Below are 23,836 nucleotides of genomic sequence, written 5' to 3' on the forward strand. Positions count from 1 at the left end.
TAAAACTTACAAAGTTGTTGTATGCTCAAGTATATCTACAGTTGGATGTACATTCCTTGAGCCTATCTATATAGATTCGTAAGTACCCTTAGCTTTATAGGGGACTATGGGGATTTATTTTAAAAACAAAAATAAAAAAGAGCTGCCAAAGCAACTCATTCCTTACTATCTTGGGTTTGTTTTACAATCTGGCCATATTATAAAAATAAGCGCTCTTCCTTTTTATGCATAAGCACCCGTTTTTTGAAAAAGAACAGGATAATTATTCAGATACTAACTTATTCCTTTCTACAGCCTCAGGCGGTTTTTCCATCCATCCTTTTCCTATGTAAATTTTTGCTGCTTCTTCAACAAACCATGAGACCTTTAATAAAGATTTAGAATACATAAATCCTAAATCATGTCTTCCGTTCACTGCTACGGAATTCCCAATTGCTCGTAATTTCATCGAAAACATATCTATCTTGTGGAATAACATTAGCCTGTTTGAAAATGGAGAAAAAGTAGAGGTTGTCACCAAATCATCAAGAAAAGATGGTGAAGGTAAATTCTCATCATGTAATTTTTGCATATAGTTTTTTATATCGGCTGTGGTCATGTCTCTTCCTTTTTCAAACAGTTTCCGTATTTTTTCGTCCGTTACTACTTGGGCAAATGCCATAAGGACTGCCTTACTAGTTATGTTACTTTCAATATCATCATATAAATGGGCAATTTCTAACGCATGTAAAGGTCTTACATTCTTAAAGAAACCGTTTAAAAAATCTTGTTGGACAAATTCCACCTTTTCCGGAACTGGAATTAAAGGCGGCTTCATAATAAACCCCTTTTTAATCAAAATTGACTTGATCTGATCCAGTAAATCCATAGAAGTATCCATACAGTAACTAAAAAACTCTTTTACATCATTTCTATAAACAAGAGGAATAGCCACACTATATATGCTTAACCCTGCCTTTAGCACATATTTTAAATAATGAACATAGAATTCATCCAGGAATAAACGGGGAGCGTCTAAATTTACGTCCGCTTCACCATACCCTTTTGGAATAGGAAAGTTCTCCTTTTCAAAAATCCCTCTGATTTTTTCCATGAAATCTGTTGTTAATTTCAACGCATTTTCTAATAAGGTTTTAATATCTTTATCTTCTACGTGTTTAAGATAATAACTTATCACGCATTTTGACATACTGTTTCCAATGTATGTTGCCCAAAGTTTACCCATTTCGGCAGATGTTAATTTTTCATTTATATTGTTTTCTTCCATGTGATCAGCCCTCCATCACATCATAATTTATCCAATACCCTCATAATTTATAAAGCTAAATGTACAAACTAAGGTATTTTACTGAAAAAATACCTAAAACTATTTTTCACCTAATACTTCTGCCATAAAAAAAAGAATCCATTTTAAAAAAATTTGATCAAAATGGATTCCTCTATGAAGTTGATTTTCTGACAACCGCCTTTACTATTCGCCAACGATCTTTGCAAAATCATCAAGTGTAGTTGAATACTTGATATAGATCCGTGGTAAAAGATAGAGTTCGTCTTTTATCCCCTTCTCAGAAAATAAATCAGGTGTTGTTGTCAGTCCAAACAAATAGTATTTCTTCGTTTCCGCTAAAACCTTGTTACTGAAATTTCCATATGGATACGCAAGAGCAATAACTGGTTTGCCCGTTATTTTTTGAATTTTTTCTTTGGATTCGTTCAGTTCATATTCATAATTATTTATTTTCGTCAAATCAGGATGTGTCGCAGTATGTGACTGTATAGACATGATCCCCGAATCAGCCAACATTTTTAAATCTGATTTCGATAATCGGTTGGGGCGACCGATAAAGTCAGAAATAACAAAAATGGTACCACTTGGGTTAAAATGTTCGTTTTTCAATTTTTGAAAGATGTTAAATGCATTCAGATTGTTTTTGTACCCATCATCAAAAGTAATGAAAATAGGTTTGTTTACTTTATAAATGTCTTTCCATCGCTCAAAAGTTAATAAGGTGTAGCCATGGTCTCTTAGATAAATCATTTGTTCTGCGAAATTCTCCGGTGTTACATATAACTCCTTAGAACCATGCCCTTTAAACTCGTCAATCGAATGATAGATTAAAATAGGTACTTTACGTTGAGCATGAACTTGTGACGGAAGAACGAATATAAGAAGACATAGGAAAAACACTGCAAGCTTTTTCATCAAACTCCTCGCTTTATTTCCTTTTTTTATACTTTTCATTTATTGTTCCTCAAAAACATAGAGCTATATGCAGAATTAGACCACCACCGTTCCTTTAATAAGTAAAAGTGAAACCGTAAAGACCTGGGGATATTATTACTCTACGAGGTAATAAAAATGATTTTAAGAGTAATTTTTTATTGAAAATTAACACTTTTCCATTTATTATATAGAGGAAGGGAGTTAAGCTATGGAAAAAATGGATGACCTCAGGTTAAATGTAGGTTTATTACGCAGGAAAGTACCGAATCTAACAAGCGCAGCCCGGCAAGTTGGCTTGCGGCCAGCTACCGTTTCTAATCTTTGCACTGGAAAGATTCCCGTTGGCAGAGCTGAAGTACGAACTTTAGCTGCACTTGCATCCTTAGCCAATTGCAGTTTGGATGATCTGATAATCAGAGGGGAGAAAATCGAAATGATTGAAACCAAAATCAAGACGTTAGATTTGTTTGCTCCATTAGCCAAAGGTGGCACTGTCGGTTTGGTTGCACGTCCTGGCATGGGGCAGCTTGTTGTCTTAGCAGAGTTACTTCATCGGTTTAAGAATGAAAAGTATAAAACAATCCTGCTAATGCCTGAAGGCGAACACCAGGGAATAAATGATCTCGTGGAGAATGTAGAAATCATTATTAACACCATTGATGATGCCTATAAGACGATCGCGAATATCGGCGGAGACCAAGAGATTATATTTGTTGCAGACAGAACCCATGTAATAACAGGACACATCCAACAACTGCAAGAGAATCTTGAAGAGATTGGCATTCATTCCGTTACAACTTTCCTCGTTGATTTGACAGGAGACGTGGTTGATGAAGATTTTCCTTATGGACCACTTGAAACCTTATGGCAATTCGATGCTGATCTTGCTGCCCGACACCGCTATCCAGCCGTTAATCCTCTAAGTTCAACATCATCTGTTCTCGAAGGAGCCCATTTAGATCAGGAACACTTCACCATCCAGCAAAAAGCCCTAAAACTTCTTCGCCGCTATCGGGAACTTCGCTCTTTAGTAAATGTTAGCGGGTTAGAAAGAATTCCAGCTACTGAGTTACTAACCTACCAAAGAGGAGAAAGACTTGAAGCCTATTTAACCCAGCCTTTTTATGTTGCCGAGGCCTTTACCAAAAAACCGGGGCAATCAATCCCCCTTCAAGACACGTTGAATGATGTGAACGAAATTATAAAAGGCGCCGCCGATTCTAAGGACGTATCAGAACTAGAGTTTATAGGGAAATTCCAATCCTAGAATAGAGAAAGCGCTCCTTTTTTAGAAGAAGCGCTTTTCCCTTCCTCTATATGGCTTCCGGGAATCATCCACTAATATTTATCAGTCATCGGGATTCCCATTTTAATCTTAGTTTAGAGTGAAGATGCAACCATATTCTCTTTAAGCTTTAGCTGTTTAGACTTCAACTGCTCGAATAAATTCTCAACCGTCCCTACTCCAACATTTGCATACTTTGCCAAGATGACAAGTTCTTTTGGCAGCTGTCCTACGGTTTCGATTTGATCTTCGTTAAGCTGCCGCAACAGGCTTGGGATTCCCGTAAATTCATCAGAAGTAAGCGGGATTTTTGATAATTCTTCGGTTACAACGATATGATCTGCTTGATAAAAGAAAAACAATTCCCCGGGACGTTCTAATGTGAGCTTTCTGCGCGCCTTTTCTTGTTCAATAAATATTGCTAATTCTTCAAAGAAAATTCCTTCATTTTTTTCACTGAAACGTTTGACATGCTTATGCAATCCTTCAAGATTGTTTGGCAGTTCACTCATTATGCGAGCCTGCTGCTCAGCCCCTAATCTGATAAGGAAGGTTTCGGATTTTGAAAAACGCTGCGGGAGTAAAAAGGCATCTCTCAAAAAGTATGGGACTTCAAGCTGCTGTTCTTTGCAGACAATGGTCCTGATTGCAGTAAACCCTGGCTGTTCCGGTGCTGGTGCAGAGGGTTCCTCAGCAGCACTTCCCCCCTCCCCTTGTTCGGGTGTGTGCCCACCCTGAATCGAGGATCTTAAGAGCTCCTCTAATCCTTTTAGCCTTGCTTCCAGTTCACTAACATCATAGGGTTTTTCCGTTTTAGGCGAAGGATCTTGATAATCTGGGACGATAAAATCTACTGGCCCATAGACCTCAACAAACCATTTCACAATTTTGTATACAGCTTCCCATGACAAAAGAGCCTCCGAATAACGGAACACACGTGCATCGTGTGCCGCCTGATTGCCAATTTGCCTGACATAATGCAATGCATCGCGTATTTCGGCAGTTAAATAACCGTTCTCATTAAGTAAATCAATTCTTTCCTTTAAATTTGACCATTGGTCTTCTGGCAGCTTTTCTGCCCGAATAACCTTTTGTAATATGTTTTCAACAAAGATTCTCGCGTGTGTTAACATTGTCCGCGGCCCAGTAAAAATACTATTTTCAAGTTCACGGGCGACTAAGGCAAGTTCCTTTGAGATTGGTTCAAGATAATAATAGAAATAGGATGATGTATTCATATTGAATCCTCCAAGTAAATGATCACTTAATATCGTGTTCATTGTTTCGTATGCTGCCAAATTAAACACCCCCTTTCTTTAAGGGAGTGCCCCATCTGCTCTATGTAGCTGCTAGAATAATAGTAGCATATTTTTTATCGATTAACCAGAAAAATAAGAACAGACGTTCCGTTATTTTTCATTTAAGGCCAAGCTGGATCCTATTCTCTAGCTTGGCCTTTTTCTTAAAAACTTGAGCCAACATGTCTCCTTAAAACTTCCAGGTTATTCGCTTATCATTCCTTTGCAAAAGTAAATTTTATCGAATTTTGTCTAACGCTAAAAAGTTGTATACACGCAAAAAATATTTACAAAGGCAAGAACCAGAGTTAAAATAATTTCATAAATTATATTATTTAATAACCTTTTTTACCTAAAAAGTTGGTCTAAGGAAAGTTTTTTAGCTTGATTCATATTCTAGGAGGGTTGATTGATGGATACTAAGCAAGAATTTGTGGGAAACGAGCATGGGTGGTTAAGGAAAAGCTCAAATGTAAGCCTAGAAGAGGTAAATAATACAGTAAGTGTTCCAAATAAAGGAGGATTTTGGCGTAAACTGCTTGCCTTTATGGGGCCTGGCTCACTAGTAGCCGTTGGTTATGTGGACCCAGGAAACTGGGCAACATCTATAGCTGGCGGTGCACGCTTTGGTTACACACTGTTAATCATCATTTTACTTTCTAACTTGGTTGCGATGCTTTTACAAGGATTGGCATCAAAACTTGGAATTGTCACAGGAAGAGATCTCGCCCAGGCAACAAGAGATGCAACCGGGATGAAAACAGCCTTTGTTCTTTGGATATTAACCGAATTAGCTATTATAGCAACAGATTTAGCTGAGGTTATTGGTTCAGCTATTGCCTTAAATTTATTATTTGGCATTCCTTTATTATTGGGTATAGCGATAACTACATTAGATGTTTTGCTTTTACTTTATCTGCAAAAGAAAAGCTTTCGTATTATTGAATCTATTGTCATTGTTTTAATGGTAACAATCTTTATCGTATTTGCATTCGAAGTCATTTTTTCAAAGCCGGAAATCTCCGCCTTATTTGGTGGATTTGTTCCTAAATCTGAGATTGTCACAAATCCACAAATGCTCTTTATTTCTTTAGGAATTTTAGGGGCAACGGTGATGCCGCATAATTTATATTTACATTCTTCTATCGTTCAAACCAGACAATATAAGAGGACCACAGAGGGGAAAAGAGAAGCCATTAAATTCTCTCTCATTGATTCCACCTTTTCATTAACCATTGCTTTCCTCATTAATTCAGCTATTCTGATTTTGGGAGCATCCGCATTTTATGGTACGGCTTTAGATGTAACAGAAATTGAAGCGGCTTATGAACTGCTCAGTCCAACACTCGGGGTAGGCATTGCAAGTACCTTATTCGCTGTCGCCTTACTTGCCTCCGGTCAAAATGCAACGATTACTGGAACGATTAGCGGCCAAATTGTAATGGAAGGATTTATTCATTTACGAATTTCACCGTGGCTTCGCCGCTTAATTACACGGTTATTGGCTGTTATTCCAGCGTTTATTGTAACTTGGGTCGCAGGTTCTAAAGGAACTGGTGAATTGCTATTATGGAGTCAAGTGGTATTAAGCTTAGCACTGCCATTTGCCGTGATACCGTTAGTCATGTTTACTAGCGATAAAAAGAAAATGGGTGTATTTGCGAACAAATTACCTGTGAAAATATTAGCATGGGTATGTACTGGTGTAATTGTTGTATTAAATATATTTTTAATTGGATATATTGTTGTAACAGGTCAAGACTTAGGGTAAATCTATTTTGCAACCATTGTGAATCTCGTATGCTAGTATTAAGGGGCTGTCTAGAAAGTAGGTATCGACTACTTTTCTGGAGCGCCTTTTTTATTTTTTGCTCTGTTAAATTTGGCCGTTGTTTTCCGCTCCAGGCGCATTGCTTTCCGGGGGCGTTTTGCGTGCCTCCTCAGAGAAAAATCCAAAAGGTAAAAATAAGGGTGGAGAAAATTTGTTGATTTTCTCCACCCTTATTTATTTCAGGGACTTATCGGACAGCCCTAATTGTAATACCATCATCGGAATAATTGATGTTAATGACCTGCACTTTTTTGGTAATTAAAGTATTTATTGTTTTTCTTTTACCAATACTTCACTAATTTTTTGCCCTTTTTCAAAATCAATCTAGGGCTTGCCAGATTAAGACGATTGTAACCATTGTTGCTTATATAAAGATGCTTGCCCTCATGTGTATTAATTCTTTAATTGATTTACTAAAGAGTCAGGCCAAAAATCCTTTTATAACAAATTTAAGGGTATATAATATAAAATAAATGTCAGAACTATAACGAGTGCGCCGCCAAAGATTAAAATATTTGGATATCTTTTCGTGATGTTCATCTCTTTTGGATCGGCTAAATCATCAGGAGCTTTCCAAAGTTGTTGTTGGAATAATCTCTCCTCCTCTGTAACTTCTCCAAACTTTGAACCTACGAAAAGAATGAGTGTTGATAGAACAACACCGATAATAACTGGATGGAAATAGATTGGGAAAGAAAACCAGAACTTCTGAATTATTTCACATACAAATACTGCTGCAAATCCAACGATAATGCTCCAAAATGCCGCTTCCTTATTAATCTTTTTAGAAAAGATACTCGCAAATGCAACTGGTCCCCAAGAAGCTGCAAATAATGTTGCCGCAAAATATCCAATCCACATTACTGCTGGTGGTTGCCAGAAAGTAAATATGAGGATGACAATACTAGATAATAACATTACGATTCTACTAAAACGCAAAAGACTCATGTCACTATTTTTCTTATTTATAAATATATCATTTGAAACACTATTTCCAATTAGCTGCAAGAAGGTTGAACAAGATGAAAGAACAGCTGACATAATACCTAATAATATGAGAATACCCAACCAGGTAGGCATCACATTTATTGCTGTCCAAATAAAGACATTTTCAGAAGGAGTAATATTCGGATTTATGTTATTTACAGTAGTCATGCTTATATGCAGGATGAGATAAATGACCATAATCGAAATCATTCCAATAATACCCGAACGAATAACAACATGTTCACTTTTTGCCATAAGGTATCTACTTGTCTGCCATGGACTTACAGAAACGATTGTACCCCAAACAAGTCCTAAGACAACAGCCCAAATAAGTGCTTCTGCAGGAGTGGAAAAATATGCATTTTCTCCTACTATTCCATGCCAATCAAGTATACCCTCTTTCCCTGGTGTTGAAGCTGCCTCAATAATCGCATTTGGCCAGCCACCTGTAACATTTAGAATAAATGGTAAAGCTACTACTGTAGCAAATAGAAAAATAAAGAACATTAATGTATCATTTACAAGTACCCCCTTTGCACCCGAAAGGAATGTGAAGGATGTATAAGCAAACCAGATGATAATTAATGATACAGTATAGGAAAATCCTGATACGGATGAAAACAGTAATGCTCCTCCCATGGTAACAGCAACTATATAGGCAGATATTCCTATGATCGTTGTAATGCCAGCGGCTCTTTGAATCTTTTTAGAGTTAAATCTTTTACCAAAGTATTCAGGCACCGTTAACGCGTTACTTCTACGTAAAAATCTGCCAAATAGGAAGACCCCAAAAACATAACCACTTGCATTAAAGATGACTAATATTAATTGAATAATTGGATAACCGTCATATGAAAATCCTGCTTCCCCCATAAAGGTTACGGAACTTAAAAAGGAAGCCACTAATGAACCTGTAATTAAGACAGTTGGTGCATTACGTCCAGAAACATAATAGTCTTCTACATTTGCTATTCGTTTAGATAGAACCAGACCAACTAAGATAAAAATTAGAATTCCTATTAGAATACCAACTAAATAAACCATTTTAAATCACCTCTTTTCGGCTATCTTTTTTATCCGCACTTTCAACTTTAGCCATTCGTGATATCATATATTTTGCAAAAAATCCAATGATAACCAAACTGCCTCCAAATGCAAAACTAAAAATTAAATTTCCCAATTAACATCATCTCCCTTTTTTAGTAGTACTTAGCTTGATAGATAGGTTGGATTTGAACCACAACCGATCATACATGTGCTGTTTGATTAGTATCTTCCAAATTAAGAATTGTTTCTAACCCTTCCGTGGTAGCCTCTTCAATCGTCCGTGGTGCTAAGCAGTCACCAATTTGATAAATGGATGGTGCTAAGTTCTTAATTTCCTCATATAGTTCCACATTTGGTACTCTTCCGTATGCAAGAATGATATGATCCCAATTTTCTAGTTCAAGAGTTTCATGTGTGAATAGATTTCTAGCCATTGCTTTATCTTCCTTAATTCCCCCAAAATCATGATGAGTCACCATTTTTACATGTGCCTTATAGAGTCTCTTCATATATTCATTTCGTAAATATTGATGAACTTCCTGCCCAATGTGTAATTTAGTTGTAACTAAGGTCACATTCTTCCCTTTTTCTGCTAAATAGAGTGAAGCTTCAATTCCGGCCCAGTCACCTCCCAAATCAAATACAATTGCATTGTTTCCAATCGTATCGTTTGATGATTTAAATAAATCATCTGCATAAATGATTCTATTATCTGTAACATTACTAACATGAGGTCTGTACGGTCTTGATCCCACCGCACAAATAATAACATCGGGTGCTATTTCTTCCACTTCATTAGCTGTTATACTTTTTCCAAGTTTTATATCAATATTTGTTGTAGATAGTTGGCGCGAATAGTTATCGATCATACTTTCTGCCATTTCAAGACGCATAGGCGCTTTTCGCATTATATTTAATAAACCACCAATTTTATCGTTTTTATCAACAAGAGTTACCTTATGACCTTGTCTATCTGCTGTAATCGCTGCCTGTAAACCAGCAGGTCCAGCTCCAATTACAAGAACATGTTTTACCGAACTACTCTTTTTCAGCTTTGGCAGCAGTTTCCCTTCTTTACCTGCTAAAGGATTTTGAATACATCCAACTGGTAACCCTCTATGATAATGGCCAATACAAGCCTGTAAGCAACCTATACAAGCATTAATTAAATGCAACTGATTGTTTAGAGCTTTGTTCGGCATCTCTGGGTCAACAATATTAGCCCTTGTCATGCCTACAGCATCTGCTTTACCCGAAGAAATGATATCCTCAGCTTCTTTCGGATCAACAATTCTTGTTCCAACAAATACAGGCACTGCTCCAGCCATGCGAATTTCAAAAGCTCGTGATGCATTATAAGCATGTTTCATAGGTGATCCTGGCGCAATATGTGTGGATCCAGCATAGGTACTTGAATCACCTGAAGTAACGTCTATAAAATCCACCCTTACTTTATCCACTAGATATTCCACAATTTGAACCGTATCTTTAATCTTAAGTCCATCCATTGTCATTTCATCCGCACTAATTCGAATCCCAACAGTGAAGTCATCTCCAACCTTATCCCAAATACGTTCTAACACTTCCACAATAAATCTCATTCTATTTTCAAAAGGGCCGCCATAGTGATCTACTCGATAATTTGTATGATGAGACCAAAATTGGGCTGGCAAATATCCATGTGAACAAGCAATTTCTACACCATCTAATCCAGCATCCTTTGCATTTTTTGCAGAAATAGCAAACCCTTCTATGATTTCTTCTATATCTTCAATACTTAACGGCCTAGGCATTGCTCCAAATCGCAAACTAGGTTCAGCAGATGGTGCCCATGCAGGATGTCTATATGTACTTGAAATAACCTCCCTACCGCCATGAAATAATTGAGCAAATACTTTCGTTCCATATTGATGCAGCTTTTTAGCAAGATCTGAAAACACCGGTATGACATTTTTGTCGTACCCAGCAATGGTTTTTCCCGTTAGCATTCCTGATGTATGTACTGCTGCAGCTTCTAAAATAGCTAGTCCTAACCCCCCCTTAGCCCGAGCAGCATGATATTCAATCATGTCTGATGTAGGAATTCCGTTAACTACATGATTGGTTTGGTGTGCTGTACTTATAATCCTATTTTTCAAAATAGTATTACCAACTTCCAAACTTGAAAATAGGTGTTTAAATTGTGTCATAATAGCAACCTCCTAAAATATGTGTAAGCGCTTTTATTATTCGATAGATTAATAAATCGCATAATTAATTACTCTAATACAAATTAAATCTTAGATAGTTTTAAATTATTATATTATTCTAACTATTATGGTACAATTAGATAATCGTATTAAATATATATATGAGTTCATACGAAAGGATGAATGACATGACAATTACAGTTGGTGACCTCGTTGACAATATTCATTTAAAAGCTGAGGTTATAGCTGGGAGTGACGGATTAAACCGTGAAGTAAATTGGGCCCATTCTTGTGACTTAGAAGACCCAACTTACTGGTTAACTGAAGGTGTGTTATTCATGACAAATGGTCTCACGATTCCAGAAGATGAAGGGGGACAAATATCTTATTTACAAAGAATTATCAATTCAGAGGCAAGTGGATTAGCAGTAGGCAAAGGATTACACGCACCGGAATTAACAGCAGGATTAATTGATTTAGCCAATCAATATCATTTTCCTATATTACTAGTAGACTATGATGTACCCTGGATTGCATTTTCTAAAATGGTAGCAACATCAAATGTTATGGAAGAACAGAAAAAAGTGGTAAAAACTATGCGCTTATACGACCTCGTTTCCAAGTCGATTCACCATACATCTCCAGAAAAGATCATTGAGATGATTAGCTGTATTATAGAATGTAGAATTTGTATTATTGACTTGAATAATAGTTTGCCATTATTTAATATGGATATTGAAAAATCTCTCATCGATCATTTTAAAACTTTATCAGTAAATAATGCACCACTCGCAATTAACACTTTTAAATGGTCTGAAAAAACTGTTGTAAATATTTCTTTATCTACTACTCGGCCATTATCAATGTTTGCCATTTCATCCACAACCAAAACTCCGGACGATGTAATTCTTAAACATATAGCAACAATTTTGGGACTAGTTATCGAGGTTGATACAACCATTTTAGAACGTCAAAGAAGAATGGGGTCTGAAATATTTATAAGAATGTTAGAAGGAGTCATAACAGATCAAATGGTTTCTCTACTTCTTCATGAACATGATTTTGAGGAAAAGCCCGTAGTACTTGCTGCAATAGAAAAACATTCATTCAAACATGATTGGTTACATCTTTGGCTGCGTGATTTAAGTATTCCACATCTTATTACAGAAAGAGAAAATTCACTTCTTATATTACTTCCAAACCAATCTGAAGTAATTTCTGCAGTGAAAAATGTATTACCAAAAAACTTGCAAATTGGTATAAGTAATTCAATTAGTAAACGCTTTACAAGAGTCCCTAAGGCATATGAAGAAGCAATATGGGCCTTACAATCAGCGATATCACAGAAAAAAAGAATAGCTTTCTACAGTCAAGAATTACCAACTAGCATTTTCGTGCCTAATAATATAGAAAATGCAACGGAAATCGTTGAACGGGTACTTGGCAGTTTGTTAAATTACGATACTGCCAATAATGGTCAGTTAGTTGAAACCCTTTATGAATATTTAAGTGAGACTCGTTCCTGGAAAAAAACAGCGGAAAAGCTACACATACATAAACAATCTTTAGTATACCGAATCAATAGGATTGAAGAAATCACAGGAAAGCCATTAAATGATATGAATCACATCTCAGAATTCTGGATTGCATTACGAATTGCTATCATGCTCGAAATTATACCTGATTATGGTAAAAAAAATAAAGGGGCTATCTAAAAGATCCCTTTAAAAGACACGAATAAGACCCCGAATGTTAAAAAACGAGGTCTCTGCACAGCCCCACTTTCACCATTCATATTTATCAATTTATCAAACTGAGGCAGTTTTTGATCTTAAATCCAAAAGGTTCCAATCATCTAAAAACGATGGCAGGAACCTTTTTAAAATTCTTCAGCAAGTTGGTCACAGCCTCTTTTTAATGAGAAAAATTATTCACTTTTACATATTCTTATAACTTCTTACTTTCCATTCTTCAAATTTTGACAGAAAAGGATAGACCAGAACAACAATCCCAAAGGTAAGGAGTCCGACTGGCCAGGCTTCAGGCAAAACAAAAGCCAGTATTGTTCCTAGAATGATCACTGTAATGGCACGCCTGTTGTACCTATAGCTTCCATCAAGGACCGCAAGATTAATCGTACGCTTTTGCATAAATACGAATTCCATAAAAATGACGCCAACAACCGGAGCTGCCAAATAACCCAAGAAAGAGATATAACGTTGTGCCTCACTTACGAATATAGGAAAGAAACACAGCAGGATTCCTAATAAACAAAATAATATTGTACTTTTTAGCCGGCCTAGAGATGGGAAACAATTCAGCAGACTGTAACCTCCTGAATAGGCATTATTCATATTAATTAATAGCATACTGATCATGGCTGCTAGAAAAATAACTGCTCCAACCAAGGGGGAATTCGTAAGTTCGTTTGCCGTGATATAGGCGTTCCATTCGCCGGTTGCTGATACAGAATAGATTGCTAGAAATGCCGTAAATGAATATCCAAAGAAATTACCAATCAACAGCCCCCAATGGGCATCCCGGTCCGTCTTGGCATACCTTGTTAAATCAGATGAGCTCCATGAACCTGAAAGAAACTGAACAAAGGCTAGACTGGCAAAAAAGAACATGGACAAAGGTTTGTTAGTAGCCTCCGGTGAATTCCAGACTTGCGCAAAATAAAAAGACTCTTTCTGAGAGGTTAAAAATAAAATAAGAGCAAAAATACCGCCAGCAATCAGGACAGGCAAACAGTATTTCGTTATTTTGCGGACTGCCTCATATCCGACAATCGAGAGAATGGACATAAGTATCGCCATGATAAGACTGATCGGTAAAAGCGGAATCGTCAATCCCCCGAGCTTCTGCAGCATCACTTGAATAAACAGTGCGCCGCTAATTGTTTGTACAGCGAACCAATAGATCAGCACAATCGCTCGTATAGGTGATGAAATATATCTTGCCCCATTAATTCCGAGGAAAGACCGGAATGCATATTGTGAAGGAATCCCGTACTTCGAACCTGGAAGTGACATGATTGAAAAAACAATAAAAGATAGCGATGCTCCGAAAAGTGCAGATAAAAAAGCCCAGCCAAAAGAAAGCCCACCGACCGTAACAGCCAGAGCAGGTACAAGAAAATTCCCCGCATTCGGGGAATAAGAAAATTGCATAATGGCGTACTCAAACCATCTAGTATTTTTCAATTCTTGCGGAACCGGTTCAAGTCCGAATTTCTCCAGTGCTGTTCGATGAATGTTTTGTTTCTCATGCTTAACCAGCGCCGAACTTTTCATTTGCTGCCTCCCCCCTTTTTATGTTTGAATTCTATAACAAAGCTATATATATGTAAAATTAAGAATAGTCATACAATGTTTGTCTGTTTTATTTTACCATATATACACATTAAAAAAGAGACAATCATTTTTGATTGCCTCGATCTTTTACCTCTTTTTCATAAAATACCCACTGGAAGTTGCAGGCATTGCTTGGACGGATGATTCATCATTTTCATGTTTTAATTGTAAAACTGCTAATTTTCATTAATATTGGAGACATTAATAGAAAACTCCTCAAAACTCAATTGTCCTAAGGCAAACTTCGTACTTTCAACAAATATACGTTCATTTTTAGTTAGTTCCTGTTTTGCTGCCTTTTCAATCCATTCATGTTCTATGTCTAAAATATCTAAAACATGCTTTTGTTTTGAAAAAGCCTCATAGTATCTTAATCCAAATTTCCTTTGGGACATAGCATCAATATGTATGCCATCTGGATTTGCAGTTAAGCCTTTTGACGTTACAAAATAGCAATTTTTTTCGGTATGAGCAACTTTAGATAATATCTGGTTTATTTGTTTATATTCTACAGCACTTTTTCCAAATCCTGCCTCTCCAAGATAATGTCCCAACTCACCAATAATTATCGGGATATCCGGTGCATTCAATTCTTCTCTCAAGTGTTTAAATAATGAAAGCAATTTATCTTGATATGTCTTATAACGTTCTCCGTAACTGTCGCTTTCTCCTTGATGCCACAGGATTCCCACTATTTCACTAGTTTCCATAGCGAATTTTGCTTCAGAAATCGCATGTCTTGTTAGTAATCCATCAATTGCCCAATCATCAATAGAGCTTCCTCCCTCGGCACATGGTATGACCCCAATGGACTCACCCGGATGATCCTCTGTCCAAGCCTGAGCAAAAGAGGCCGCCGGCCCAACACCGGATATGTGACGATCAAAATTAAGTGGCTCTGCCATCATTTGCCATCTGCCGTTTCGCAACATATTTATGTGCTCATTATAAATCGGAGATACATCCTCAATAAATCCTCTGCCTGCCATATTTGATTGCCCGATTAATAGTATAGATTTCATTGAAAAACCTTCTTTCTTTGTTTACAAAGATGTAATTAGATTAAATAAGATTAGATTATATTTACATATCTTTTAGATCAAATTGACTTTTAAATTCGAAAATCTTATCAACAGCCTTGTGATAACCACCCGATTTTCGGAAAGATTCCCTTATATTTGCTGCATTTTTTTTGAAAGATTGGTGGTTTAACACATGATCTACAGTTTCAAACAGTTGATTTGGAGTCAAATTTTCCATTTGTAATTTAACTCCAGCCCCGATATTAGTAACTTGCTGTGCGATTAACGGCTGATCAGCACTTAGTGGAATTACAATTAACGGAACCCCGTAATAGAGACCTTCATGGGTACTGTTCATTCCTCCATGTGTAATAAATAATTTAGTGTATTTCAGCACCTCAGTTTGTGGAATATAATTTTTAACAATAAAGTTTTTAGGAATCTCTCCTAATTCAGATAGTTGAACTTTTTCCCCAATCGACATTACCACGGTATGATCAGTGTTCCCAAATGCTTTAAAGCAAAGCTTATAGAAATCTAAAACTTGGTTAAAGACAGTACCCAGTGAAATGTAAATGGGGCTTTCTCCTTTGATTGAAGTATGGTCGAAGTTTTCTAGCTGTAGTCGAGGAGAGATGGATGGACCTACAAATTTGTATGTTTGATCAAAAGCTTCTCCACAAGGCTGAAACTCCCTAGTTGTATAAACAATGGTAAGTTGTGCGGGATTACAAAATACTTCGTAAGGAGAAGGAATAGCCACATCATATTTTTCCCTCACCATTCCCTTCAGGCTTTGAAATTGATCGTTTAATGGTTTATAGATCTCAGCAGGAATGTTTTTAGAAAGCTGTTCGAACATTTTGTTGAATGATGCTTCTGTATGTGCAAAAGTAGTACAAGAATTAATTGCTGGTAGTTTAAGTATTTGTGCAAGTAAATATCCACAGCCAAACATAGAATCGTGGATGATATAATCAAAATCTTCTCCTTCGGTTTGCTCCAGAACACTGGGGATCACGATATCTGCCGTAAGCAAAAGACCGTTGATTCTTTGCAGTAAATAGTTTCTTCCACCTGATATAAAGGCTTGTATAAACTTTTGAACATCAAAGGTTCTAACAGTGGCTCCTGTCTTCTCAATACGCTCTCGGAAATCTTCAATTGTAAAGTACACTACCTCTTCCCCACGCGAAATAAGCTCTTGCACAACTCCAATAGTTGGATTGACATGACCTTCTGATCCAGCATTAATAAATAAAACACGTGCCATTATTACCTCTCCTTAGATAAAATATGTTCATGCAGGCATCCTTTGTAAATAGGGGGCTTATTCTTTGTGAATAATCTTCAACTATGAAGAAAGACGCTTTCCTTAATAGGGAAAAGCGCCCGATTGTTGAAGATCGTTATTATAGTAATGCACTCTTTAGTGAAACACCAGTAAGGCATTGATTTTTTAAATTCTTAATATCATCTATCAGCATTTCAACATTTTCCTTTTTGGTAGCCCAACTGGTACAGAATCTCACAACACTTTGGGCTTCATCGACTTTTTCCCAAAAGGAAAAAGAATATTTTTCACCTAATTTTACTAACACATCATTAGGTATAATGGGAAACTGCTGATTGGTTTTGGAATCATAGCGTAATGAATAGCCTTTTTCAACAAAAGCTTCACGAATCATCATCGCCATTTCCACGGCATGATTAGAAATTTCAAAGTATAAACCATCTTCAAACAAGGTTTCAAACTGGATACCTAATAATCTCCCCTTAGCCAGCATGCCACCCTTTTGCTTAATAAAATACCGAAAATCTTTTTTAAGTTTATCATTTGCGATGACTACGGCTTCCCCAAACAATGCTCCTACTTTCGTGCCACCGATATAGAACACATCACAAAGTCTAGCAATATCTGCTAAGGATAGATCGCTGTCTTTTGAAACCAGACCATATCCCATTCTGGCGCCATCCATAACCAATGGCAAATCACACTCCCGGCAAACTTTGCTTAATTCCTCTAACTCGGATTTACTGTAAGTCGTCCCATTCTCTGTAGGGTGAGAAATGTACACCAAGCCTGGCTGCACCATATGTTCGTGTGTAACATCATTCCAGTGAGCATCATATATTTCTTTTACCTGTTCTGCTCGAATTTTCCCATCATCACTCGGCAAAGTAAGCACTTTATGACCAGTGGCTTCGATTGCTCCCGTTTCATGTCCTGCAATATGACCCGTCATTGCAGCAACTGCACCTTGATGCGGGCGCAATATGGAGGAGATAATGGTGGTATTCGTTTGTGTACCTCCAACTAAAAAGTGTACATCCGCATTCTCTGCATCGCACGCTTTTCTAATATAAGCTCTAGCTTTTTCGCAATGTTCATCCACACCATACCCAGGTGTTTGCTCTTCATTGGTTTCAATTAGTCGATTCAGAATTCGCTTATGAGCACCTTCTGCATAATCATTTTCAAAACGTATCATTAATGGTCCCTAGCCTTTCTAGTTAACAATCTCAAATAAAATTCGGACACGGGGACAGGCACTCTGTCCTCTTGGAAGAGGACAAGGCGCCTGTCCCCGTGTCCGTATTCCCCACATATTATTGTGGTGAGGAACTAAAATGCTTTTCTAATTTACTAGTAACTGCATCATTTTCTGCTCGCACCACTTCTACATATTGTGGTTTGTTAAACAATTGATCAATTTGTTCAGGATATGTCTGTTCAATTTCACAACGTTCAATGGCTTCATTGAATTTTGCAGGATGAGCCGTTGCTAATGTGACACACACCTCATTAGACTCATTACAGATTTTCGCTGCTGCCATTCCACAGGATGTATGCGGATCGAGTAAATACCCTGTTTCTGCATAGTACTTCCTAATCGTTTGCAGACATTCTTCTCCCTCTACTCCATATGCTGAAAAATCGGCTTGGACCTGGCGCAATTGATCTGTATTTACAGCGATTTTTCCATCTGACTTGAATTGGTCCATTAGAGAAGTGACATCATTTGGATTTTCATCAAGCAAATAGTATAAATACCGTTCAAAGTTGCTAGCCACTTGAATATCCATAGAAGGGCTATATGTGCTGCGGAACTCACCCGGCTGGTAGATCCCATCCTTGATAAAGTGTTCTAATATATTATTCTCATTCGTCGCAACAATAAGCTTGCCAATAGGAAGGCCCATTTTCTTTGCCAAATACCCAGCAAAAACATCACCAAAGTTGCCTGTTGGAACACTAAAATTAAGGGACTTAATCTCATTTTCCTTTGCAACTTGGAAATAGGCATAGAAATAGTAAACCGTTTGCGCTAAAATTCGGGCGAAGTTAATCGAATTAATGGCACGCAGATGATATTTTTCTTTAAATGACAAATCTGCGAAAATTTCTTTGATCATTCTTTGTCCATCATCAAATGTGCCCTCGATGGCTAAATTCAAGACACTCTCATCATCGACAGTTGTCATTTGCAGCTCTTGTACTTTACTTACCTTCCCATGAGGGTGCAATATACAAATGCGAATTCCTTCTTTTCCCCTTACTCCCTCAATAGCTGACGCACCAGTATCCCCTGACGTAGCACCAAGAATGTTAATAGTAACACCTGTCTTTTTTGCAATATAGGAATACAAATTTCCTAAAAATTGCAGAGCTACATCTTTAAATGCAAACGTTGGTCCATGGAATAGCTCCAACACATACATTTGATCGTTTATTTTTTGAACAGGAGTGACCTCTGGATGACGGAAGGTTCCATAGCTCTTCTCAATTAATTCCTTGAGCTCATTTTCCGGAATTTCCCCATCGACATAATAAGATATAATTTCGCATGCTAACTCCTGATAAGTCATCTTTGCCATTGATTGGAGCTTTTCATCAGAAATTTGCGGAATTTTTTCCGGAACCAAAAGTCCCCCGTCTGTTGCTAGCCCCATCAGAACCGTATCAATAAAACCAATTTTCTCTACATTGCCACGTGTACTTATGTATTTCATCATATCCTCCAAGATTACAGCTGCATTTGCCTCTGGTTTAATAAAATTTGCTTTTATTATACCATTTTAACTTTGTGAGTATTGAGAAATCTTTTATCAGGTGGTAAATAATATTTTAAAGCGGACAAAGGAACGGTATAAAAAAAGGCAATCATTTCTGATTGCCCCCTTCCTGTTCTAAGGGACAAGGTCCCATCGTCCCATTAATTGGATTCTTTTGCCGGTTGTACAAATTCCACAGTTACACCTTCAAATCCCTCTGGTTTAGCAAAGGCAACCATGGAGTTATGGGCACCAGGTCGCGGACTTCGATCTTTCATTTCTATTGATAAGTCCTCCATATTTTGAAGAGTTTCGTGAATGTCCTCTACCTCCACAGCTATGTGGTGTAATCCACCTCCTGTTTTTTGCAGAAATTCTACAAGGTCCCCTTCATCTCCTAATGGCTGTATCAACTCTATCTGTGTATCTCCGATAGGAAGGAAGACAAGGCGCACATTGAAAGATTCAACATATTCTATCTCCGTTTCTTTTAACCCAAGTCCTTCTCGATAAGGAATAAGAGCCGTTTCAATATCCTTTACGATGATGGCGATATGATTGATCTTCTTGACCATAAGTATATAACCCCTACCTTTTTTATTATTCTAGTAAATTAGTTTAATTATTTTTAGCAATAGTAAGGCTTCGAATTTGTTCTAATGTTTCAGGATTTTCCAATGATGACAAATCACCGATATCTGTATTCAGGTAAGATGCCCGAATAGCACGGCGCAAAACCTTGCCGTTTTTCGTTTTCGGAAGATCAGACACGAAATGAATTGCTTTTGGACGCATAGATTTTCCCATTTTGATCGTTATTAAATGTATTAGTTCTTCTTCTAAATCACTATTATCGTATTCTTCCATTTTCTTTACTACAAAACATACAGGTGCTTCACCTTTAATATGATCAGGTACACCAATTATTCCTGCCTCTACAACACATTCATGTTCGATCAAAACAGACTCTATCTCTGATGGACCCAACCGCTTTCCTGCTACGTTTAAGGTATCATCTGATCGCCCCGTGATTGTCCAAAAACCATTTTCATCAACCACAGCCCAGTCACCATGGACCCACGTTTCTGGCCAGCGATTCCAATAAGATTTCTCATAACGCTCAGGTTCCTGCCAAAAACCTTTTGTCATACCTACCCACGGCTTTTTTAATACTAACTCTCCCAATGACTCGCGTACGGACTGTCCATTTTCAGAAAATACTTGCACGTCCATACCCAACATAGGGGAATTGAATGTGATTGGCGTTATCGGTTTAACCAAAACATTAGTAAGAATTCCTCCACCAATTTCAGTACCACCCGCATAATTAATTATAGGAATCTTTCCTTTTCCAAGTTTTTCAAACAGCCATACCCATGGTTCAGGGTTCCAAGGTTCTCCTGTTGATCCGATAACTCTAAGCTTTTCGAAATCATGGTTTTCTAAATATTGATTGCCATATCTCATTAGGGAACGAACCAGTGTAGGTGAGATTCCTAAATGTGTCACTTGATGTTCACTTGTTAGTTTCCATATTCGATTTGGTTCAGGAAAATCGGGTGCGCCTTCGTAAAAGACAGCTGTAGCGCCGTTTAATAAAGCACCAAATAATACAAGCGGTCCAGTCAACCACCCCATATCAGCAATCCATAGTAATCTGTCTCCTTGTTTTACATCCATACCAATCCCTAAATCTAATGCTGCTTTAATGGGAAAACCGGATTGTGTGTGCACTGCACCCTTGGGTTTTCCAGTCGTACCAGAAGTATATATCAACATCATCGGGTCTTGGCTTTCCATTACTTCTGTGTTGGATTCAGAGACCTCTGTTGTTTCCAAATCTGCCCATTCCATATCAAATCCATCTTTCCATGGAATGTCACGATTCAGCCGACGAACTACGACAACTTTTTCAATTGAAGAAGACGCGGTAACTGCTCGGGCTACTTCTTCTTTCATCTTTATTTCTTTCCCTTTTCTTAAAAAACCATCTGCTGTTATAATCATCTTGGCCTGAGAAGCATTTAATCTTATGGATAACGGATCGGATCCATAGCCAGAAAAAGCTGGAGTGAATATAGCCCCTATTTTGACCGCAGCCAAAATAGCTACAGCTGTTTCCGGGATCATTGGCATATAGATCGCGATTCGATCTCCTTTCTTAATTCCATGGTTTCTAAACCCTTGTGCAACACAATTGATCCAATCATTCAATTCTGAATACGTATATTTCTTTACTTCTCCATCTTCTCCCTCCCATATTAATGCTAATTGGCGGGAGGCAGAAGAATCCTTTGCCCATCTATCAATAATACTCTGAATAATATTCAATTTTCCTTTTGTATACCAATTTGGATGCTTCATCCCCTTCGAAAGATCAAGGACTTGTTCATAAGGGCTGATCCACTCAATCCCTAGTTCTTTTTCCACTTCTCCCCAATACCATTCCGTATCATTTACTGAAGCATCAAGGAATTTCTCATAATCAGAAAAACCTAGTTTTTTCATCCAATTATAAATACGCGTAGACTCCAAATACTTCTGACTAGGTACCCATTCAGCCCGATTATTCATATGATCAATCACTCCCGAAAAAGATTTAGTCTTACACATTACCAAACGGTATATAACAAGTTATTTTAAAATTTTTCAATCTATTCATTAATTAAAAATATTATGAAACTAAATTAACTAGGTTACCATTGCAATAAAATTTAAATACCGATGTCGAATTTGACGTTGTAGCCTCAAAATCTCTTTTAACCTATTTTTCTACTAATTTTCTTCAACTACAAAGAGATAAATAGTACACACTCACAAATAGAACCAACCCAACAAACTGAAATTATTCTAAAGGTCAAAACAACAAGAGATGACCACCAAATGGCAGTCACCTCTTTATTGTTAAGTATCTCTTTTTATTTCGATAACCCTAAAATTAATTCTTTATAGATATCAAAGAAAGCCAAGTAATATTCTTTGTAGACGTATTCATCAGTTTTATGTGCCATTTTTGTTTCGCCTGGACCAAACATCATAAATGGGAAGTTTTCATCTTTATCTCGTAATAGGTTAGATGCATCCGTGACTCCTGGCGAACCTTTAACGGAAACTTCTAAATCCAAATGCTTTTTACCGAGTTCTTTAGCAAGTTCAACCATTTCAGACTGTCCTGAAGTGAAAACACTTGGTAATGACATGGTTACTTCAATATTAATAGTAGAGCCTTCTTTATTGTACTTGTTCGCTGTTTTGTTAAATATGTCAATGACTTCCTCGTTATCAAATTCTGGAATAGTCCGGACGTTTATTTCAGCAACTGCTTTTTCTGGAACTGAGTTTACCTGATTCCCTGCATGAAAAATAGTAGTACTCATAACCAATTTATCTAGAACTTCATTTTTTCGCTCATCACCATTTAATTTTTCGTCTATTTCTAATAGAAATTCCATCAACGGATTAATCGCATTATAACCTTGGTCAGGCATCGAACTGTGTGCCGCTTCACCAATAGACGTTACACGCAAGTTAAGTGATCCTTTGTGAGCGTAAATAATTGTGTCATGAGAAGGTTCAGCTACCCAAAGATATTCAACATCATTCATATAGCCTTCTTCGTATAATTTTTTTGAACCTGCGCCGCCCACTTCTTCACCTGTCGTTGCCATAAAACGAACCGTACCCTTTTTTAGTTCATTATTTTCTTTGAGTTCAATCATCACTAAAGCAAGGTTTAATAAACCTGCTTTCATGTCATTGGTTCCACGCCCGTATAATTTCCCGTCTCTTTCGGTCAACGTGAACGGATCTGAAGTCCACTCGCTCTCATCACCAGGAGAAACGACATCCATATGACCAGAAACGCCAATGACTGGACTCCCGCTCCCAATTTCAGCCACTAAGTTAACACGAGTGTCTGTAACGGGAACAATTGTAGACTCAATGCCGTATTCATTAAATAAATCTTTCAAGTAATTGGCCACTTCGATTTCGTTCTCATTAATAGATTTAATCGCTATAATGTCAGATAAAATCTTTACCTTTTCTTCTACTGTAAAATGTTTCAAACGAACTCCCTCCAAAATCCTATCTGTTTATCATCAATTGGAATACACCTGTATTTTACCCAAAATGGCCCCATTCCTCATAAAAGCAATGGGGCCATTTTGACTATTCTAAATCCAGTGTATGAATTCGATCATTTGAACAATCTGGGCAGATATCTAAAATCTCAAATATGAATTCATCTTCATCTACTTCTTCCTGCCGGCCGCAGATTTCACACACTCTAGGAATAAGAATCGCCTCCTAATTGTTTTATTGTTCATCTGTACTTACAATCTCAAATCCACTATCAATAATGGCCTGTTCAAAATCAGTAAAAGAAGCAGCTTTCTCATCATAAGAAATAACCGCCTCCCCCTTTTCAGGATTAAGCTTTACATTTCGAACACCCCATACATCATGTAAGGCATGATTAATTTTTTCTTCATCTGCTTTACTCATCTTTGTAATAGAAATTGTACGTGTAATCAAATGAA

18 protein-coding genes are annotated in these 23,836 nt (G+C 37.2%); 3 read left to right on the forward strand and 15 right to left on the reverse strand.

The window, feature by feature from the left end:
- Window positions 1-262: 262 nt before the first annotated feature.
- A complete protein-coding gene (locus AC1Q59_RS02735) occupies window positions 263-1,267 on the reverse strand; it encodes a DUF3231 family protein (RefSeq protein WP_492364237.1) in 1,005 nt (334 codons plus the stop codon).
- Window positions 1,268-1,471: 204 nt separating this feature from the next.
- On the reverse strand, window positions 1,472-2,203 hold the full coding sequence (locus AC1Q59_RS02740) for a polysaccharide deacetylase family protein (protein WP_492364326.1): 732 nt from the start codon (window positions 2,201-2,203) through the stop codon (window positions 1,472-1,474).
- Window positions 2,204-2,441: 238 nt separating this feature from the next.
- Between AC1Q59_RS02740 and AC1Q59_RS02745 the strand changes: the two genes are divergently transcribed.
- Window positions 2,442-3,491 (forward strand): ATP synthase beta subunit C-terminal domain-containing protein, encoded by a 1,050-nt coding sequence (locus AC1Q59_RS02745; RefSeq protein WP_492364327.1) that lies wholly within the window; start codon window positions 2,442-2,444, stop codon window positions 3,489-3,491.
- Window positions 3,492-3,604: 113 nt separating this feature from the next.
- Here the strand turns inward: AC1Q59_RS02745 and AC1Q59_RS02750 are convergent, their stop codons facing one another.
- Window positions 3,605-4,807: a DUF4145 domain-containing protein gene (locus tag AC1Q59_RS02750; RefSeq protein WP_492364238.1), complete on the reverse strand. Its 1,203-nt coding sequence runs from the start codon at window positions 4,805-4,807 to the stop codon at window positions 3,605-3,607.
- A 412-nt stretch (window positions 4,808-5,219) separates the two neighbouring features.
- Between AC1Q59_RS02750 and AC1Q59_RS02755 the strand changes: the two genes are divergently transcribed.
- Window positions 5,220-6,578, forward strand: a complete 1,359-nt coding sequence (locus AC1Q59_RS02755) for an Nramp family divalent metal transporter (protein ID WP_492364239.1) — start codon at window positions 5,220-5,222, stop codon at window positions 6,576-6,578.
- A gap of 498 nt (window positions 6,579-7,076) precedes the next feature.
- On the opposite strand, the gene AC1Q59_RS02760 is transcribed toward AC1Q59_RS02755, so the two are convergent.
- From AC1Q59_RS02760 to AC1Q59_RS02770, 3 genes are all read right to left on the reverse strand, one after another.
- A complete protein-coding gene (locus AC1Q59_RS02760) occupies window positions 7,077-8,669 on the reverse strand; it encodes a sodium:solute symporter family protein (RefSeq protein WP_492364240.1) in 1,593 nt (530 codons plus the stop codon).
- A gap of 1 nt (window position 8,670) precedes the next feature.
- On the reverse strand, window positions 8,671-8,805 hold the full coding sequence (locus AC1Q59_RS02765) for a hypothetical protein (protein WP_492364241.1): 135 nt from the start codon (window positions 8,803-8,805) through the stop codon (window positions 8,671-8,673).
- Window positions 8,806-8,872: 67 nt separating this feature from the next.
- Window positions 8,873-10,861, reverse strand: coding sequence for an oxidoreductase (locus AC1Q59_RS02770; RefSeq protein WP_492364242.1), 1,989 nt, complete (start codon window positions 10,859-10,861; stop codon window positions 8,873-8,875).
- Between the two features lie 188 nt (window positions 10,862-11,049).
- Between AC1Q59_RS02770 and AC1Q59_RS02775 the strand changes: the two genes are divergently transcribed.
- Complete coding sequence (locus AC1Q59_RS02775; RefSeq protein WP_492364243.1) at window positions 11,050-12,576, forward strand: PucR family transcriptional regulator; 1,527 nt, start codon at window positions 11,050-11,052, stop codon at window positions 12,574-12,576.
- 222 nt (window positions 12,577-12,798) lie between these two features.
- On the opposite strand, the gene AC1Q59_RS02780 is transcribed toward AC1Q59_RS02775, so the two are convergent.
- From AC1Q59_RS02780 to AC1Q59_RS02820, 9 genes are all read right to left on the reverse strand, one after another.
- Window positions 12,799-14,157, reverse strand: coding sequence for a purine-cytosine permease family protein (locus AC1Q59_RS02780; RefSeq protein WP_492364244.1), 1,359 nt, complete (start codon window positions 14,155-14,157; stop codon window positions 12,799-12,801).
- A gap of 236 nt (window positions 14,158-14,393) precedes the next feature.
- Complete coding sequence (locus AC1Q59_RS02785; RefSeq protein ID WP_492364245.1) at window positions 14,394-15,239, reverse strand: sialate O-acetylesterase; 846 nt, start codon at window positions 15,237-15,239, stop codon at window positions 14,394-14,396.
- Window positions 15,240-15,300: 61 nt separating this feature from the next.
- On the reverse strand, window positions 15,301-16,512 hold the full coding sequence (locus AC1Q59_RS02790) for a macrolide family glycosyltransferase (RefSeq protein WP_492364246.1): 1,212 nt from the start codon (window positions 16,510-16,512) through the stop codon (window positions 15,301-15,303).
- Window positions 16,513-16,651: 139 nt separating this feature from the next.
- Window positions 16,652-17,731 (reverse strand): threonine aldolase family protein, encoded by a 1,080-nt coding sequence (locus AC1Q59_RS02795; protein ID WP_492364247.1) that lies wholly within the window; start codon window positions 17,729-17,731, stop codon window positions 16,652-16,654.
- 118 nt (window positions 17,732-17,849) lie between these two features.
- Window positions 17,850-19,253, reverse strand: a complete 1,404-nt coding sequence (gene thrC, locus AC1Q59_RS02800; protein ID WP_492364328.1) for a threonine synthase — start codon at window positions 19,251-19,253, stop codon at window positions 17,850-17,852.
- A gap of 203 nt (window positions 19,254-19,456) precedes the next feature.
- On the reverse strand, window positions 19,457-19,870 hold the full coding sequence (gene mce / locus AC1Q59_RS02805; RefSeq protein ID WP_492364248.1) for a methylmalonyl-CoA epimerase: 414 nt from the start codon (window positions 19,868-19,870) through the stop codon (window positions 19,457-19,459).
- 43 nt (window positions 19,871-19,913) lie between these two features.
- Complete coding sequence (locus AC1Q59_RS02810) at window positions 19,914-21,869, reverse strand: AMP-binding protein (protein ID WP_492364249.1); 1,956 nt, start codon at window positions 21,867-21,869, stop codon at window positions 19,914-19,916.
- 344 nt (window positions 21,870-22,213) lie between these two features.
- Window positions 22,214-23,362: an ArgE/DapE family deacylase gene (locus tag AC1Q59_RS02815; protein ID WP_492364250.1), complete on the reverse strand. Its 1,149-nt coding sequence runs from the start codon at window positions 23,360-23,362 to the stop codon at window positions 22,214-22,216.
- A gap of 250 nt (window positions 23,363-23,612) precedes the next feature.
- Entirely contained in the window at window positions 23,613-23,831 is a 219-nt protein-coding gene (locus tag AC1Q59_RS02820; protein ID WP_492364251.1) for a heavy-metal-associated domain-containing protein, read from the reverse strand.
- Between the last annotated feature and the right edge of the window lie 5 nt (window positions 23,832-23,836).

This window comes from Cytobacillus sp. MT66 (assembly GCF_058792595.1).